The sequence below is a fragment of the Amycolatopsis sp. NPDC003731 genome (assembly GCF_053586895.1).
In genome coordinates this window covers 1-14,612 of the sequence record NZ_JBSFNC010000028.1, presented here as the reverse complement: position 1 = coordinate 14,612, position 14,612 = coordinate 1, and the positions used below count along the sequence as shown (strand labels likewise).

The following is a 14,612-nucleotide window of genomic DNA, read 5'->3' as shown; positions in this document are numbered from 1 at the left end:
AGGACATGACGAGCCGCTCGGACGATCTCAGCCGGAGTCACCGCGAGATCTCGCCGGCGACCGTGTTCCAGATGCTGTCGAACCACATCCGCGACTGCTTGACGTACTGCGATGCGAGCGTGTCGTCATCTGCGTCCGCGCTGTGGTGAAACAAGATCGTGTCCTTGCCCATGAGATCCCAGATCGGAGTAGGCGAGCCTTCGAGCGTGACCGTGTGCTCCTGCACCGGGTAGTACCCGAAGAAGACCTCCGCATCGTTGATCAAATAGAGCTTGAAGAGCGGAACCGTAGGACAGGCCCGAACTTCTGCCCGCGCGTCGGCGACGAGCCCGAGTTCCCCGAGCTCGTTGACGGTCTCCACAATTGCTTCGGTGTGACGTTGCATGATTCCGCGCGCCCGCTTCCGAAATGCCGGACTGTCCTTCATGCCTTCGACGGTCGCTGGCAGAGACCACGGCGTGTCGGGGTTCGGGACGAGCAACCTGACGGCAACCGATTCCGGCCGTAGCCGACCAGCACGGATCTTGTCGAGTGGCTCGGAGATGGCGCCGTGGAGCGTCTCCCCCGAGAAGCCCGCGAAGTCGACGGAGACGTGTGGTTCTTCGAACGCTCGTTCAAGGTGCGGCCTGAGTCCCACTGGACGTTCGGTGCGCTCGCGGACGAACACGCCGCTCCCCTGACGCGAGACGATCAGACCCTCGTCGCGCAGGATGCGGATCGCCTGGGAGACGGTCATCCGAGCGACACCGAAGTGCTTCGACAGGTCCGGCCCTGAGGGCAACTTCTCACCTGGAACGAACTTTCGCGTGAGGATCGAAGCGCGAAGGCTGTTAGCGACCTGCTGATACGGCGGCCGCGGGTCGTCGGGGTCGAGGGGTTCCATACGACCAGGTTAGAGGCACTTGCCCAACTTGGCTAGCAGAGCTGGGCAAGCCTCTTGACCTGTCTAGCCATGCTGGGCTACCTTGAGCATGTACAGCCAAGCTAGGCCACCAGCTAACCCCCTACGACCTGGAGGTCGACATGAAGAACATCCCGGTGAACCTCGCGGGCTACCGCCTCACCGTCTCGGAGAACCCGGAGATGAAGACGCGCAAGGAGAACGGCGTCGACACTGTGGTGACCGACCGGGACGGCGTCACGAAGTACACGGTGGCGCTGATGGTGAAGGCCAAGGGCCAGAAGGGTGAGGAGATCCGCGTGACGCTGGACTCCGACCCGGGTGAGGGCTTCTCCGAGGACGAGATGACCCGGGTGGAACTGATCGACCCGCGGGTGACGCCGTACTCGTTCAAGAACGAGCGGGGCGAGACCGTCTCGGGTGTCGCCTGGGGTGCCGCCGGCATGAAGCCGGTCATCTGATCACCACCCGCTAGCACCACCGCTTCCGCCCATCTCGGGCACGCAATTCCTGTTCATTGACAAATACATAGTGAGCCCAACCATGCCCAAATCACGCCTGTCACGGCTACGCGACGGTGATTTCCGGCCCCATTTCGCCGGAAGTCGCCGGGCATATCCGTCCCAGACGAATCGAGGCACACCCCATGGACGAGGACGAATTCTACGCGGCCCAGCTCAGTGCCTGGCCGTGGTTCCACCTGGCCGAGTGACCAGCACCAACACCCTCTCCGGCGGGCGCGACCCGCCACCCAGCTCGAAGGAGTGATCAGCATGAATGTTCTCCGGATCGACGGTCTTTCCTCGTACGACCCGCACGGCCCGAAGCGGCGGAAGTAATGGCCAAGCACGTCTGCTCCGCGGACTTCTGGCTCTCTCCTACTCGTATCGCGACTTGCCGCGTCTGCGGCGCCCAGTGGCAAATGTGAGGAGTTTCGAATGTCGAATGTTGCGAACCTGACCTTCTACCCGCTGTGGCTGGTCCTCGTCGGCTGCCTCGCTCTTGCGGCCCCTGTCGCCGCGGCCGCGGCACTGCTGCTCGGACTGGTCGCTGTCCTGCGCATCCGGGACGCCCGGTGACCGCGGAACCGCTGGACCTGTTCGGCAACGAGCTGACCGCCACCGTCCCGGTCGAGACCGGCCGGCCGCCGGTGAACGACATGAACCTGATCGAAAAGGTGCTCCAGGTTGCCGAGAACACCGGCTACGCCCTCGTCGGCCCCGCGGAACGGGTCTACCGGATCGTCGCCAACGCCACGATCGAGGCCGCCCCCGCCGACGAGACCGACGCGGTCCACCAGCTCCTGGACTCGAAGTGGCTGACGAAGGGAGGAACCCACACCTACACCTGCCACGGGCACGCCGGCCCCGGCAACTCGGTCCTCGTGCCCCGGGCGACGAAGGAGAAGGCCCGCAAGTGGCGCGCCCTCGCGGGCCGCCCGATCACCCCCCACCAGCAGCGAAAGGTGAGCTGATGACGTCCCAGACGATCAACAACCACAACAAGGCCAAGTACACCGAGTTCGAGTTCGCCCTCGACCAGGTCCGCGTGGCCTTCGACGAGATCGGCAAGCTCACCCGGGCCCTGAACGAGGGCAAGAGCACCGGGGAGCGGTTCGAGGGCTGGCAGGTCCCGAGCAAGACCGAGGTCAAGTCCGCGGTCACCTCCGCTTCCGGCGCGCTGGACGAGCTGCGCACCGCGGCCACCAAGCGCAAGGACGTGCTGATCTCTCGCTCCTGGCTCCCCTGACGCACCGCCACCCCACCGCCTACACCATCTGCAAGGAGGAACCCGTGAGCACCAACCAGATCGACGCGAAAATCACCGAACTCGACAAGGCCATGAAGAAGCTGCGCGAGACCATGACCGCCCTGCCGAACCGGCTCGGAGGCTTCGGCAAGCAGTACACCGAAGTCACCCGCAAGGTCGCCACCGTGATCACCACCGTGGAGGCCGCCCGCCCGCTGTTCGACACCGACCGCCGCCGGCCGAAGGCCCGCCGCCGCTGACCAGCCGGACCGCCATCACCTGAACACCGAGTGACACCGCACCTGGACGTCGTTGGGCCGTGGCCCCGCCGTCCAACGCGTGCGCAGGGCCGCGGCCCCGGGGCGTCCCCGGACCACGGAGACCACCCATGACACGCAAGAACAAGACCCCCACCACCCGCCCCGGGGCGCACAAGACCCGGGCCGAAGCCCGCCTCGCGCTGTGGCTGGCCCGCCACCCCGGTGTCCTCGCCACCCCCACCGCCGTCACCGCCAGCCTGATCGAGCTGGGGCCGATCACCACCGGGAGCATCGCCGGCGGACTGCTCGCCACCGGGGCCGGCTGGTACCGCGCCCACCCTGACTCCTTCACCCGCCACGCCGCCCCGCGGATCCGGGCGTTTCACCGCCGCTGGACCCGCTACGTCGGCCGCTCCTGGCGTGACTCCCTGGACCACTGCGGCCTGACCGTCCAGCACCGCCGCACCGGCGAACTGCTCGTGCCCCGGCTGGCCAAGGTCGAATCCCCCACCCCGTCCATCGACGTCCTGCGCGTGGTGATCCGCAAGGGCCAGTCCTTGACCACCTTCCGCAACGCCCAAGAAGAACTCGCCTCCGCGCTCGGGGCCGACGTGATCGCGATCGAGAAGACCAAACCCCGCGTCCTGACCATCACCCTGGTGCACGGCAACCCGTTCACCGACGTCGTCGCCCCGGCGGAGATCCCCGGCGACGTGGACGACGTCGACCTCACGGCGATCGAACTCGGGGACGACGAGTACGGCCGGGTCTGGACCGAACCCCTGCTCGGGCAGCACTGGCTGATCGCCGGTGCGACCGGATCCGGCAAGGGGTCGCTGCTGTGGAACCCGCTGCGGGCCATGGGACCGGCCATCCGCGACGGTGTCGTTCGGCTGTCGGTGATCGACCCCAAGGGCGGCATGGAGACCGAACGCGGCAAGCCGCTGTTCTACCGCTACGCCACCTCCGCCGACGAGGACGTCGAGTACGACCCGGACGGCGACGGCCCCGAGGACATCGACGCCATGCTCGGGCTGCTGTACGAGTTCCGCGACGAGATGAAGGCCCGGCAGGAACTGCTGCGCTCGCAGGGCAAGCGCAAGTTCACCCCGTCGACCGAGACCCCGTTCAACGTGCTCGTGATCGACGAACTCGCCATGCTCACCGCACTCGGGGGCCGCCGCGCCACCCTCATGGCCGTCAACAAGGTCCTCGCCGAGATCCTTACCCAGGGCCGCGCCGCGGGCAGCGCGGTGATGGCGTTCGTGCAGGAACCCACCAAGGACATCGTCCCGGTCCGAGACTTGTTCACCCGCCGGTTCTGCCTGCGTATCGGGTCCGCCGCCTACGTCGACATGGTGCTCGGGGAAGCCGCCCGCGAACGCGGCGGACTGGCCGACGAGATCCCCGAGACCGGATGCGAGGGCATCGGCTACCGCACCTCGGAGAAGTCTCGCCAGCCCGTCCGGGTCCGCGCCGGCTACAGCGACGACGAGGACATCGACGAACTCGTGCGCCTGTGCACCCCGCACCGCCCCACCGACGACGGCCCCGCCCTTTACGCCGTCTCCGCCTGAGCAGTCCCGAAAGGACACGATCATGACTGCTGCGCTCGTTCCGCTGACCGGGGTGGCCAAGCTCGCCGCGGTGGCCGTCACCTACGTCCGCGACACCCCCGCCCCCGAACCCTGCTACCTCACACTGAACCCGGGCGAAAACGAAATTGATCTCCAACCGGACGCCCCGGTGGGCCGCGACCCGGTCATCGTGCTCGGGGCGCTACTGGTCTGGACGCACCGGCTGACTGGCATTACCGGCACCTGGACACATGGCACCGATGGCGCCCTGTTCATCAGCCTCACCGGCCGTGGCCCCTGCGGGGTCCGCATCCGGGTCTACAGCTCGATCCCCTACCGGGTCGCCCGCCGACACGTCGCCCTCACCGCCGGCGCCCGCGAATCCGTCACCCCGGACGAGCTGTACCGGCTCGCTCTCGAACTCCGCAAAGGACAGATCAAATGATCACGCTCAAATTCCTCGCCACCTGGCTCAAGGTCACCGGCGCCGCGGTGCTCGCCGCCATCCTCACCGGCATCCTCGTGCACTCCCCGGGCTGGCGGACCATCGTCACCATCGCGATCGCGCTGGTCTACCTCGGACTCACCGCCGCCCTCTGGCGCGAATGGGCCGCCTTCCGCCGCGGTGACGGGGGCTACTCCTACCAGTACATCCGCTACGGACGCGACGAGTGACCACCATGGACACTCCCACGCCGATCCCGCCCCCGGATGCCGACGTCTGGCACTCCGCGGTCTCCACCCTCGAAGATAGGCTTGGGATCTACCCGCTCGGCTCCCTGGACGGCGTGCGGTTCTGCCGGGCCACCGTGGACAACACCGCGGTGTCCGGCACCGCCACCGACGTCCTACTCCGGGTCACCCGCACGATCCCCGGCCGCGGCCTCCAAGCCTGGGAGATCTCCATGCCCCCGGCCTTCGCCCGCTACCTCGCCGCCGCCATCGACGCCCACGCCCGCTACATCCAAACCGGACTGGAAGGAACCCCGTCATGAACCCGAAGTCCGCCCTCGACAAGCTCGTGAAGCTCCGCGAGGAGTACGACGCCGCAGACGGTTCGGTGCTCCTGCCGACCGGCGGACGCAACCGCGACGCCCTGCTCCGCCTGTCCGAAGTGGCCGGCCAGATGGCCCGCATCCACGAAGACGAAGCCGCCGAAATGCGCCGGGTCGCCGGCCGAGCCCACGACCTGGCCATGAGCAATTAGCCCTTCCGGCATGTCTGGAGTCCTCGTGACGTTCCGCCGGCCGAGATCTCCGCCGTGCCACACGCGCCCCGCGTGTCCGCTCCGCACCTCACTGACTTGAACGGAGGACGCATGAGCCCCGCCAAAGAGTTCGACCTGTATTCGATCCTCGCCGTCACCCACCGACTGCCCGCCGGTGCCTTGCAATACCGCACGATCCTCGCGCACATGGTCGAGCGCGACGTGGACCAGATCGCCGGCGCCGGCGTGTCCGCGCTGACCCTTGCACCAGAGTGCCGGGCCTGGCTCCTCGAACAGCACCCCCAGCTCAACCAGATTCCCGCCCCGCCGGACTTCCACGACGACGAGGCCGCCATGGACGCCTGGGCCGCCGAACAGGCCGCCCGAATCGGCACCGACCACCTGCCGGTCACCCCGCTTCCGCCCGGCCGCCCTCGCCGTCTCGGGCTCGCCTACCTCATCGACGCCATCCCGGACGCCAACAAGACGTTCGTGCTCGACCCGAACAAGCTTCGCACTGTCCCGACAGGAGCCGACGTGACCGAAGTGGACTTCAACGGACTCACCAAAAACGCCCGTGTGCTGGCCAACGAGTACTTCGATATCCGTCGGACCGAACGGGTCAAGCGCAACGGCGAACCGTGGTTCCGCCACGACGACCTCGCCGAACGAGCCGACGAAATCGCCAAATGGTTCGAGTACTACATGGAACTCTTCCGCCGCGACGCCCGCCAATTCCGCACCGGCGGCCACTGACTAGAAAGGACGCCCCGCGATGTCCATCGACAAGCTCACCGCGGCCCTGCGCGTGCTGATCACCGTGGCACTCGGTGGCATCGGCGGGGCCGCCGGCTTCACCCACACCCACGACTGGGCCATCCACCACGGACAAGTTGGCTGGCTCGCCTGGGCCGACGCCGTGGTGATCGAATGCCTCGCCATCGTCGCCGGCTTCGAAGTCGCCCGCGACCACCACCGCGGCACCACCCGCCGCATCACCTTCCCCCTCGTCGTCCTTGTCGCGGCGCTCGGGGTCCAGATGGCCGCACAGGTCGCGCTCGCCGAACCCAGTCCCGCCGGCTGGCTCGTGGCCGCCATGCCCGCCCTCGGATTCCTCGTGGTCGTCAAGCTCCTCATGCGCCGCACCCTCGAACCCACTCCGGCACCCGTCACCGCCACGGCGTCGAAGTCGACCCCTGCCGCCGCGCCTGAACCGGCCGCTCCGGCCCGTCCGGCACTCCCGCGAGGGAAGGTGCTCGGGAAGCTCCCCGCCGGCATCCGCGAGACCGTCACGACCACCACCGCCGACGTCCACGCCGCCGGCCGCCAGGTCACCGCCGACGACCTCTCCGCCCGCGTCGTCCTCCCCGACGCCATGCTCACCGCCCTCGTCGACGAGTTGAACGCCACCGTCAACCACCACCCGGTCACCGCCTGACCGAACCCGCACGACACCGCACCTTCGCCGGGCCACCCCCAGACCATCGGGGTGGCCCGGTCTCGTGGTGCCCGCACGAAAGAGGCCAGCATGATCACCGAGCACGACGGGTCCTCACTGGCTACCCGCATCACCACCCACCTCGCCCGCCCCGACATTCGCGCCATCCGCGACCGCGCCGAAGCCACCGGCGGATGCCTCCAACCCATCCACCTCACCGGACACCGCACCATCACCGACCGCGCCACCGGCCGCATCCTCGACCGCACCGCCGGCGTCGTCTACGCCCCCTGCGGCAACCGCCGCGAAACCGTCTGCCCCGTCTGCTCCGACCGCTACGCCGCCGACGCCTTCCACCTCATCCGCGCCGGCATGACCGGCGGCAAGGGCCTTCCCTACGACGTCGCCAACCGGCCCCGGCTGTTCATCACCCTCACCGCCCCCAGCTTCGGCCCCGTCCACTCGCGGCGCACCACCCGTACCGGGCGCCGCATTCCGTGCGCGTGCGGGGAGCACCACCACGAGGCGGACACCCGCGTCGGGACCGCGCTGAACCCGCAGACCTATGACTACCGCGGCGCGGTGCTGTGGCAGGGCCACGCCGGGGACCTGTGGCACGCCTTCGTCGTCCGCCTGCGCCGCGAGATCGCCATGGCCGCCGGCTACCGCGGTAAGGACTTCCCCGCCGTCGCCCGGCTGTCCTATGCCAAGGTCGCCGAATACCAGCGTCGCGGCCTCGTCCACTTCCACGCCGTCCTCCGCTTGGACGGCCCCGCCGGCCCCGATGACCCCGCACCCGACTGGGCCGACAACCGGCTCCTCGAGCACGCCGTCCGAGCTTCCGCCGTCCACACCCGCGTCACCAAGAGCCTGACCATCGACGGCGCCACCACCGAGCACACCTTCGCCTGGGGCGACCAGGTCGACGCCCGCCCCATCCGCCCCGCCCACGCCGCCGCGGTCGAAGAGGACGGCGAGATCTCCGACCGCGCGCTCGCCGGCTACATCGCCAAGTACGCCACCAAGGGCACCAGCACCAGCGAAGTCCCCGACCGCCCGGTCCGCTCCGAACTCGCTATTGCCGCCTTGGACGTCCACCCGCATCACCGGCGCATGATCACCACCGCGTGGGACCTCGGGGCCAACGAGGGCCTTGGCTACCTGCGGAAATGGGCACACATGCTCGGGTTCCGCGGGCACTTCCTCACCAAGTCCCAGCGCTACTCGATCACCTTCACCGCCATCCGCGGGGACCGCCGCACCCACCAGCACCTCGCCACCCTCGAAGCCGTCGGCACCCACCCTGACGCCGTGCTCGTGGTCAACCACTGGGCTTACACCGGCAACGGCTACCGCCACCACGAAGAACGCGAGATCGCCGAAGCCATCTACGAAGGAAAACGTCAGCAACGCAGGGAAAAACTCACTACGGAGGTACAGCAATGAGCACCCGTCTGATGTCCATTGAGGACCTGTCCGACCACCTCGGAGTCCCAATCAACACCCTCTACAAGTGGCGCACCAAGGGCTACGGTCCCGCTGGGCGCCGCGTCGGCAAGTACGTCCGCTACCGCCCCGAGGACGTCGACGCCTGGATCGAAGCCCAGGGGACCGCCTGATGGGCCGCCCACCCCTGCCGATCGGCACACACGGCAAGATCCGCACCACCGAGGAGTCGCCGGGGAGCTTCCGCGCCCGCTGTCTCTACCGCGACTTCGATGGCAAGACGTACGAGGTCGCGCGCTTCGGCTCGACCGCGACGAAAGCGGAGATCCGACTGAAGGAGGCCATTCGCGACTGGGTGGTCCCCGTGGACGCGAGGCAAGAAGTCACCTCGGAGACCAGGTTGACCGAGGTCGGGCGGAAGTGGCTTCTCGAAATCGAAAAGGATGCCGAGAAGAACTACAAGAGCTGGGGCACCATCGACACCTACCGCAACCGGTTCGAGACGATCGTCGTGCCGGCCGTCGGCGAACTGCGGATGCGGGAGGTTGACAACCCGAAGGTGGGCGTTCCGGCGTTCGACCGCCTGTGCCGGCGCGTCCGCGATGAGTCCAGCATCAGCTCAGCGAAGACCGTTCGCGCCATCTTATCCGGGCTGTCCGCGTTCGCCGTCCGCCACGGCGCACTGGACGCGAACCCCGTGCGGGAGATCGGTCGCCTGGAGAGCAAGAAGGCCAAGCACCAGCGGGCGAAGCCACGGGCGCTGACAGCCGACGAGGCCATCGACCTGCTGAGCAAGCTGGACACCGACGAGGCGGCCATTGCGGACGACCTACCGGACCTGGCGCGCTTGTTTCTCGCCACCGGCGAACGGACCGGCGAAGGGCTCGCGGCGCATTGGCCGGACTTCGATGAGGAACGCCGGTTGCTGGTCATGGCCGGAAACGTCATTCGCGCGAAGGGCCGCGGCAAAGTCCTCAACCGCGGCAAGACCCTGAACGCGGACCGCGACATTCCTTTGCCGGACTGGTGCGTTGCGATGCTGGTTCAGCGCCGGGCGACCGCGAAGAATCTCGACGGACCGATCTTCCCGAGCAGCACGGGCACGGTCCGCGAGGCGTCCAACGTGCGCAACCGCGCTTGGCGGCCTTTCGTGGCTCGTGCCGGCTACGAGTGGGTGACCTTCCGGACCTTCCGCAAGACGGTCGCTACCCTGCTCGACGATGCCGGCCTGACCGCTCGCCAGATCGCCGACATCCTCGGGCACGCGCACCCGTCGATGACGCAGGACGTGTACATGGGGCGCGGCACGGTCAGCCGCCGCGGTGCGGATGCGCTGGGATCGACCTTGCGGCCAAGTCAGTAAACCGGGCGTATTCCGGCCGGATGATCTTGGTCCGGCCGGATGCAAGCCCTTGACCTGGGCTTTTGGTGGGCCGCCTGGGGCTCGAACCCAGAACCTACGGATTAAAAGTCCGCAGCTCTACCAATTGAGCTAACGGCCCGTACCCCCAGTTTAGCCAGGCCCCGCTCAGCCCCTCGCACACCGGGTCCGGCTGACGCTCCGGCGAAGGTCAAGACCGGTCCGGCGCCCGCCGGCCGGCCAAGATGCCTGGTTCCCTGCTGATCCTCACCGGGCCGCCCGCTGCCGGAAGTCAGACCGGTTCGTGCCGCCCTACCTGCCCGAGGCCGCACGGCAGAACAACGTCGTGCTCGGGTGATCGCCGAGGCCGCCTGTGGCTACGCACGCAGGGCCTACGACGTCGTTCTCGACGGGATCATGCTCTGATCCTCTGTGGACGAACGCGCGGGGCCCGGCTAGGCCCCGCGCGTCACGCCGTCAGCACTGGACGATCAGGCCCGTGTAGGCAGTGCACTTCTTCGACGCCTTGTCGTTGGCCGCTTCCGGGTCCGCCGGCGCGCTCGCCGCTCGCTGGGCCGTCGCCGTGAACGCGCCCCACGCGAAGAAACCGCCCTCGGACGTGAACTTCACCGTCGCCGACGCACCCGAGGCCAAGGTGCCGATCGCGCAGTTCAGCGTCGCGCCCGAGCGGGTGCAGCCCGTGGTCGAAGCGACCGTGCGGCCCGCGCCCGGGTTGGCCGTCACGCGGACGCCCGTCGCGGTGGCGGGACCGGTGTTAGACACCTTGATCACGTAGTCGACGCGGGCGACCAGGCTTGCGCGCGGGGTGGCGGTCAGCGCGACCTTGACGTCGGCCTCGTCCGGCGGAGCGATCGTGACGGCCGGGCCGTCCTCCACGCTGAACGCGTAGTTGTCGCCGGCGAACTGGTGCTGGAGGGTGAATTGGCCGGGCGCGACGTCGTCCTTGACGCGCAAGGTGAACGTCACCGTCCGGCTCTCGCCCGCGCCCAGGTCGCCGACGCCGCCGCGGAAGCTGCTGAGGTACGGCGCGCACGGTGCGATCGCCCCGGTGCAGGAGACCAGGTCCACCACGTCGGCGATCGGCTTCTCCTTCACGTAGAGCGCCGCCTTCGCGCCCGTGACCGTGAAGTCCGTCGGGTTGGTCAGCTGCTCCGTGACCGTGAACGTGGTGCCCGCGTGCACGGTGGTCGCGCTGACGTCGATCGTGCTCGCGGGCGGGGCCGCGGACGCGACGGCGGGCGTCACGCACAGGGCCGCTGTCGTCAGCGCGGCCAGCACAGCGGTTCTTCGTCCGGTTCGCTGCATATTCGTGATCTCCTGGTTCCGAACCGAGGGGTGCCGCTCCGACCGGTGAAACTGGCGTGCGCAGCAGGGTGACGAAGATCAGATCGTCGCACCCCGAGATTCGTTACCGGGTTCGCGAAACCGTGCTTGAACTGCGGTTTTGCGCAGGTTGCCCGGTCACCGACCACCCGGCCGAACCGAAACTGTCGTACCCCTGTGGCACGCTCCGCTCATGACCGAACACACGACCCCGGTGACGTCTCCCCCGCGCCTGACCGGGCCCAGAATCGACCCGGCTCCGGTCGCGGACGAGCGTCAGGCGCTCACCGAGACCCTCGACTACTACCGGCGCACCTTCGAGCTGAAGTGCGCCGGCCTGACCCCGGAGCAGCTGTCCGAGCGCTCGGTGCCACCGTCCACATTGACCCTGCACGGGCTGCTGCGGCACCTCACCGGCTGCGAACGCTGGTGGTTCCGGATCCAGTTCACCGGCGAGGACATCCCGAACCTCTACTACTCCGACGACGACCCGGAGCAGGACTTCACGGACCTCGGCGGCGACGTCGACGAGGCGTTCTCGTTGTGGCACGCCGAATGTGCGCGCTCCCGCGAGATCGTCGCGGCCAGCTCGCTGGAGCAGACAGGCACCCGGCGCAGCACCGGCGAACCGTTCACCTTGCGCTGGCTGATGCTGCGGATGATCGGCGAGTACGCGCGGCACATCGGCCAGGCGGACCTGGTCCGCGAGCGGATCGACGGCGCAACCGGCGAGTGACGGCTCAGGCGGCTGCCGACCGGCGGCGGAAGCGCGAAAGGAGGCTGACCACGAGGGGAACGACGATCCAGCACGCGTAGGCCCAGTGCGTGAAGAAGGCGACCGGGATGGAGACGGCGAAGGCGGCGGTCATCGCACCGATCCCGCGGTAGACCGCGCCGAAGAGCTCCGGCGGGGTGTCCGCGCGGTACAGGTGGTTCCGCTGGATCTGCCGGGCCATGAGGAGGAACAGCGTCAACGCGATGACCTGCACGACGGCGTAGAAGACGAACCGGAACTCGAACGCTCCGTCTTCGGCGATCACCTTCGTAGCGAAGGGCATGATCACCTGCATCAGGAGCCAGCCGAAGGTGAGGCGGGCGAGGCCGCCGCCGAGCGTGGTGACGTAGTTGAACAGCCGGTGGTGGGCGCGCCAGTGGCCGCCGATGACGATGAAACTGATCAGGAAGGAGACGTATTCGGACTGGTGATGACCGAGTGACCGCAGCAGTTCGGCGCTGGTGGCGCCCTCCGGCAGCGGCAGCTCGAGCGCGAGCAGCGTGATCGCGATCGCGACGACGGCGTCCGAGAAGAAGGTCAGCCGTTCGGCGGCGATGGCCCGGGATTCGGAGCCGGCGGTGTCCTCGATGGACGGGGCGCTGGTCATGGCGAGTGAGCGTGCCAGACCCGGTCGTGCGGCCGCGGCCGAGGGCGGGCGCGTGCGATGCTGACGCCATGACCGTCGACCGCGATTCGGGACTCCTGTCCCCGGTACGGGTCGGTACGCCGGCCGAAGCGTCGACCGGAGACGAGGCCTGGCTGCGCGCGATGCTCGACGCCGAGTCGGCGCTCGCGCGGGCGCAGGCGCGGCTCGGGACGGTGCCGCCGGAGGCTGCCGAGGCGATCACGGAGGCCGCGGGCAAGGCGCGGATCGACGTCGCCGAGCTGGCACGCGGGGCGCGGGCGACCGCGAACCCGGTGGTCGGCCTGGTGAAGGCGCTGACGTCGGCCGTCGGCGAGCTCGCGCCCGGCGCGGCCGAGTACGTGCACCGCGGCTCGACCAGCCAGGACATCTTCGACACCGCGATGATGCTGGTCGCCGACCGGACGCTGCGGCCGCTCGCCGCCGACCTCGACTCCACGGCCGAGGCCCTGGCCGAGCTGGCCCGCGCGCACCGGGACACGACCATGGCCGGCCGGACGCTGACGGCCCACGCGGTGCCGACGACGTTCGGGCTGAAGGCCGCGGGCTGGCGGCAGCTGGTGCTGGACGCGGCCGTCCGCATCCGGCGCGTCCTCGACGGCGGGCTGCCGGTCTCGCTGGGCGGCGCGGCCGGAACGCTGGCGGCGTACGTCGAGTACGCACGCCTGGCCGGCGAGGCGGGCGGGGGCGGGGGCGGGGGCGGGGGCGACGCCACCACACTCGCCGCGGACCTCGGCGTACCGGGGCCTGCTCGCGACGCGGACGCCGGCGACTACGTGGAACGGCTGACGGCCGCGTTCGCCGAGGAGACCGGACTGGCCGCTCCGGTGCTGCCGTGGCACACGCTGCGGACGCCGGTGGCGGACCTCGTCGGCGCGCTCGCGTTCGCCGCCGGGGCGCTGGGGAAGCTGGCCGTCGACGTCGAGACGCTCAGCCGGACCGAGCTGGGCGAGGTCGCCGAACCGGCCGCCGATGGGCGGGGCGGTTCCTCGGCGATGCCGCACAAGCGGAACCCGGTGCTCGCGACGCTGATCCGGTCGGCCGCGCTGCAGGTGCCCGTGCTGGCCGCGGGGGTCACGCAGTCGATGCTCGCCGAGGACGAGCGGTCGGCCGGGGTGTGGCACGCCGAGTGGCAGCTGGTGCGCGAGTGCCTCCGGCTGACCGGCGGCGCCGCGCACACCGCCGCCGAGCTGGCGCGCGGGCTCACCGCGGAGCCCGGGCGGATGCGGGCGAACCTGGCGTCGACCCATGGGCTGATCGTCTCCGAGCGGCTCTCCGCGGTACTCGCGCCGCTGCTCGGCAAGGCGACGGCCAAGGAGCTGCTGGGCGAGGCGTCCCGGCGGGCGGTGCGCGAGGACCGGCCGCTCCGGGACGTCCTGGAGGAGGTGTCCGCCATCACCAGCGTGCTGACACCGGCCGCGCTGGACGAGTTGCTCGACCCAGCCGGCTACACCGGCGCGGCGGGCGCTCTGGTCGACCGCGCCCTCGGCGGCAGCGAGCCGGGCGGTTCGGACTAGCGGCCACAGGTCGGCGCAGGCGAGCGCACGGATTCGGGAGCTCGAGAGGCAGCTCTGGCAAGCCGCGGGGCGAGTGCGGCTCTACGCGTCGGCGGCTGACCCTGCCGATCCGACGTGCTGCCGACCTCGCCGGGCCGAGCGCCGCGCTGGCCGACCGCCACGCAGCGCCCCTGCCACCCGGCTCGCACCCGCTGACCCGCCGCAGCCAGCCCCGCCGCCCCGCCGCGGCCGCCCCGCCGCGGCCGCCGCCCCGCGGCCCGGCGGCCCCCTGCCCCCGCCAGCCTTGGCGCGGTCGCACCAGCCAGCCTTGCCGCCCCGCCGCCCCGCGGCGCCCGCAGGGAGTCCGCGAGCGACGCCGCGGTGTCGCCGTCTTCGCCGTCGTCCTGCGTCGCCTG

The 14,612-nt window shown here is 69.7% G+C and carries 20 protein-coding genes and 1 tRNA gene; 17 read left to right on the top strand and 4 right to left on the bottom strand.

Translation table 11 applies throughout. The features are described 5' to 3' along the window. Window positions 1-37: 37 nt before the first annotated feature. The gene (locus ACWDN5_RS14605; RefSeq protein WP_449676635.1) at window positions 38-883 is read right to left on the bottom strand and encodes a GntR family transcriptional regulator; all 846 of its coding nucleotides are present in this window, start codon (window positions 881-883) and stop codon (window positions 38-40) included. Window positions 884-1,023: 140 nt separating this feature from the next. On the opposite strand from ACWDN5_RS14605, the gene ACWDN5_RS14600 reads away from it, so the two are divergent. The 15 genes from ACWDN5_RS14600 to ACWDN5_RS14530 all read left to right on the top strand — a co-directional run bounded on the left by ACWDN5_RS14600 (window position 1,024) and on the right by ACWDN5_RS14530 (window position 9,941). Then, window positions 1,024-1,362 carry a hypothetical protein gene (locus ACWDN5_RS14600; protein ID WP_449676634.1) on the top strand — a complete coding sequence of 113 codons (339 nt, stop codon included), beginning with the start codon at window positions 1,024-1,026 and terminating at the stop codon, window positions 1,360-1,362. 477 nt (window positions 1,363-1,839) lie between these two features. Beyond that, the gene (locus tag ACWDN5_RS14595; protein WP_449676633.1) at window positions 1,840-1,980 is read left to right on the top strand and encodes a hypothetical protein; all 141 of its coding nucleotides are present in this window, start codon (window positions 1,840-1,842) and stop codon (window positions 1,978-1,980) included. Continuing rightward, complete coding sequence (locus ACWDN5_RS14590; protein WP_310973764.1) at window positions 1,977-2,375, top strand: hypothetical protein; 399 nt, start codon at window positions 1,977-1,979, stop codon at window positions 2,373-2,375. The genes ACWDN5_RS14595 and ACWDN5_RS14590 overlap by 4 nt, the downstream gene beginning before the upstream one ends. Further along, window positions 2,375-2,650, top strand: coding sequence for a hypothetical protein (locus tag ACWDN5_RS14585; protein WP_449676632.1), 276 nt, complete (start codon window positions 2,375-2,377; stop codon window positions 2,648-2,650). The genes ACWDN5_RS14590 and ACWDN5_RS14585 overlap by 1 nt, the downstream gene beginning before the upstream one ends. Window positions 2,651-2,694: 44 nt before the next feature. Beyond that, on the top strand, window positions 2,695-2,910 hold the full coding sequence (locus tag ACWDN5_RS14580) for a hypothetical protein (protein WP_449676631.1): 216 nt from the start codon (window positions 2,695-2,697) through the stop codon (window positions 2,908-2,910). Window positions 2,911-3,038: 128 nt separating this feature from the next. Further along, window positions 3,039-4,487 carry a cell division protein FtsK gene (locus tag ACWDN5_RS14575; RefSeq protein WP_449676629.1) on the top strand — a complete coding sequence of 483 codons (1,449 nt, stop codon included), beginning with the start codon at window positions 3,039-3,041 and terminating at the stop codon, window positions 4,485-4,487. A gap of 22 nt (window positions 4,488-4,509) precedes the next feature. Further along, window positions 4,510-4,932: a hypothetical protein gene (locus tag ACWDN5_RS14570; RefSeq protein ID WP_449676628.1), complete on the top strand. Its 423-nt coding sequence runs from the start codon at window positions 4,510-4,512 to the stop codon at window positions 4,930-4,932. Next, window positions 4,929-5,162 (top strand): hypothetical protein, encoded by a 234-nt coding sequence (locus ACWDN5_RS14565; protein WP_449676627.1) that lies wholly within the window; start codon window positions 4,929-4,931, stop codon window positions 5,160-5,162. The genes ACWDN5_RS14570 and ACWDN5_RS14565 overlap by 4 nt, the downstream gene beginning before the upstream one ends. A 5-nt stretch (window positions 5,163-5,167) precedes the next feature. Further along, a complete protein-coding gene (locus ACWDN5_RS14560) occupies window positions 5,168-5,482 on the top strand; it encodes a hypothetical protein (protein ID WP_449676626.1) in 315 nt (104 codons plus the stop codon). Next, window positions 5,479-5,694, top strand: a complete 216-nt coding sequence (locus ACWDN5_RS14555; RefSeq protein ID WP_449676625.1) for a hypothetical protein — start codon at window positions 5,479-5,481, stop codon at window positions 5,692-5,694. The genes ACWDN5_RS14560 and ACWDN5_RS14555 overlap by 4 nt, the downstream gene beginning before the upstream one ends. Before the next feature lie 111 nt (window positions 5,695-5,805). Next, window positions 5,806-6,450: a hypothetical protein gene (locus ACWDN5_RS14550; protein ID WP_449676624.1), complete on the top strand. Its 645-nt coding sequence runs from the start codon at window positions 5,806-5,808 to the stop codon at window positions 6,448-6,450. Between the two features lie 19 nt (window positions 6,451-6,469). Further along, window positions 6,470-7,132 (top strand): DUF2637 domain-containing protein, encoded by a 663-nt coding sequence (locus tag ACWDN5_RS14545; RefSeq protein ID WP_449676623.1) that lies wholly within the window; start codon window positions 6,470-6,472, stop codon window positions 7,130-7,132. 90 nt (window positions 7,133-7,222) lie between these two features. Beyond that, entirely contained in the window at window positions 7,223-8,578 is a 1,356-nt protein-coding gene (locus ACWDN5_RS14540) for a replication initiator (RefSeq protein ID WP_449676622.1), read from the top strand. Then, window positions 8,575-8,751, top strand: a complete 177-nt coding sequence (locus tag ACWDN5_RS14535) for a helix-turn-helix transcriptional regulator (protein WP_449676621.1) — start codon at window positions 8,575-8,577, stop codon at window positions 8,749-8,751. Before ACWDN5_RS14540 ends, ACWDN5_RS14535 begins: the two co-directional genes overlap by 4 nt. Next, a complete protein-coding gene (locus tag ACWDN5_RS14530; RefSeq protein ID WP_449676620.1) occupies window positions 8,751-9,941 on the top strand; it encodes a tyrosine-type recombinase/integrase in 1,191 nt (396 codons plus the stop codon). The genes ACWDN5_RS14535 and ACWDN5_RS14530 overlap by 1 nt, the downstream gene beginning before the upstream one ends. A gap of 63 nt (window positions 9,942-10,004) precedes the next feature. Here ACWDN5_RS14530 and ACWDN5_RS14525 read toward each other — a convergent pair. Beyond that, window positions 10,005-10,080, bottom strand: a tRNA-Lys gene (locus ACWDN5_RS14525). 335 nt (window positions 10,081-10,415) lie between these two features. Then, on the bottom strand, window positions 10,416-11,264 hold the full coding sequence (locus ACWDN5_RS14520) for a hypothetical protein (protein WP_449676619.1): 849 nt from the start codon (window positions 11,262-11,264) through the stop codon (window positions 10,416-10,418). 211 nt (window positions 11,265-11,475) lie between these two features. Between ACWDN5_RS14520 and ACWDN5_RS14515 the strand changes: the two genes are divergently transcribed. Further along, window positions 11,476-12,018 (top strand): DinB family protein, encoded by a 543-nt coding sequence (locus tag ACWDN5_RS14515; protein ID WP_310968057.1) that lies wholly within the window; start codon window positions 11,476-11,478, stop codon window positions 12,016-12,018. 4 nt (window positions 12,019-12,022) lie between these two features. Here ACWDN5_RS14515 and ACWDN5_RS14510 read toward each other — a convergent pair whose 3' ends face one another. Then, complete coding sequence (locus ACWDN5_RS14510) at window positions 12,023-12,664, bottom strand: TMEM175 family protein (RefSeq protein WP_449676618.1); 642 nt, start codon at window positions 12,662-12,664, stop codon at window positions 12,023-12,025. A 68-nt stretch (window positions 12,665-12,732) separates the two neighbouring features. Here ACWDN5_RS14510 and ACWDN5_RS14505 point away from each other — a divergent pair, with 68 nt between their 5' ends. Next, window positions 12,733-14,217: a class-II fumarase/aspartase family protein gene (locus ACWDN5_RS14505; RefSeq protein ID WP_449676617.1), complete on the top strand. Its 1,485-nt coding sequence runs from the start codon at window positions 12,733-12,735 to the stop codon at window positions 14,215-14,217. The last annotated feature ends 395 nt before the right edge of the window (window positions 14,218-14,612 follow it).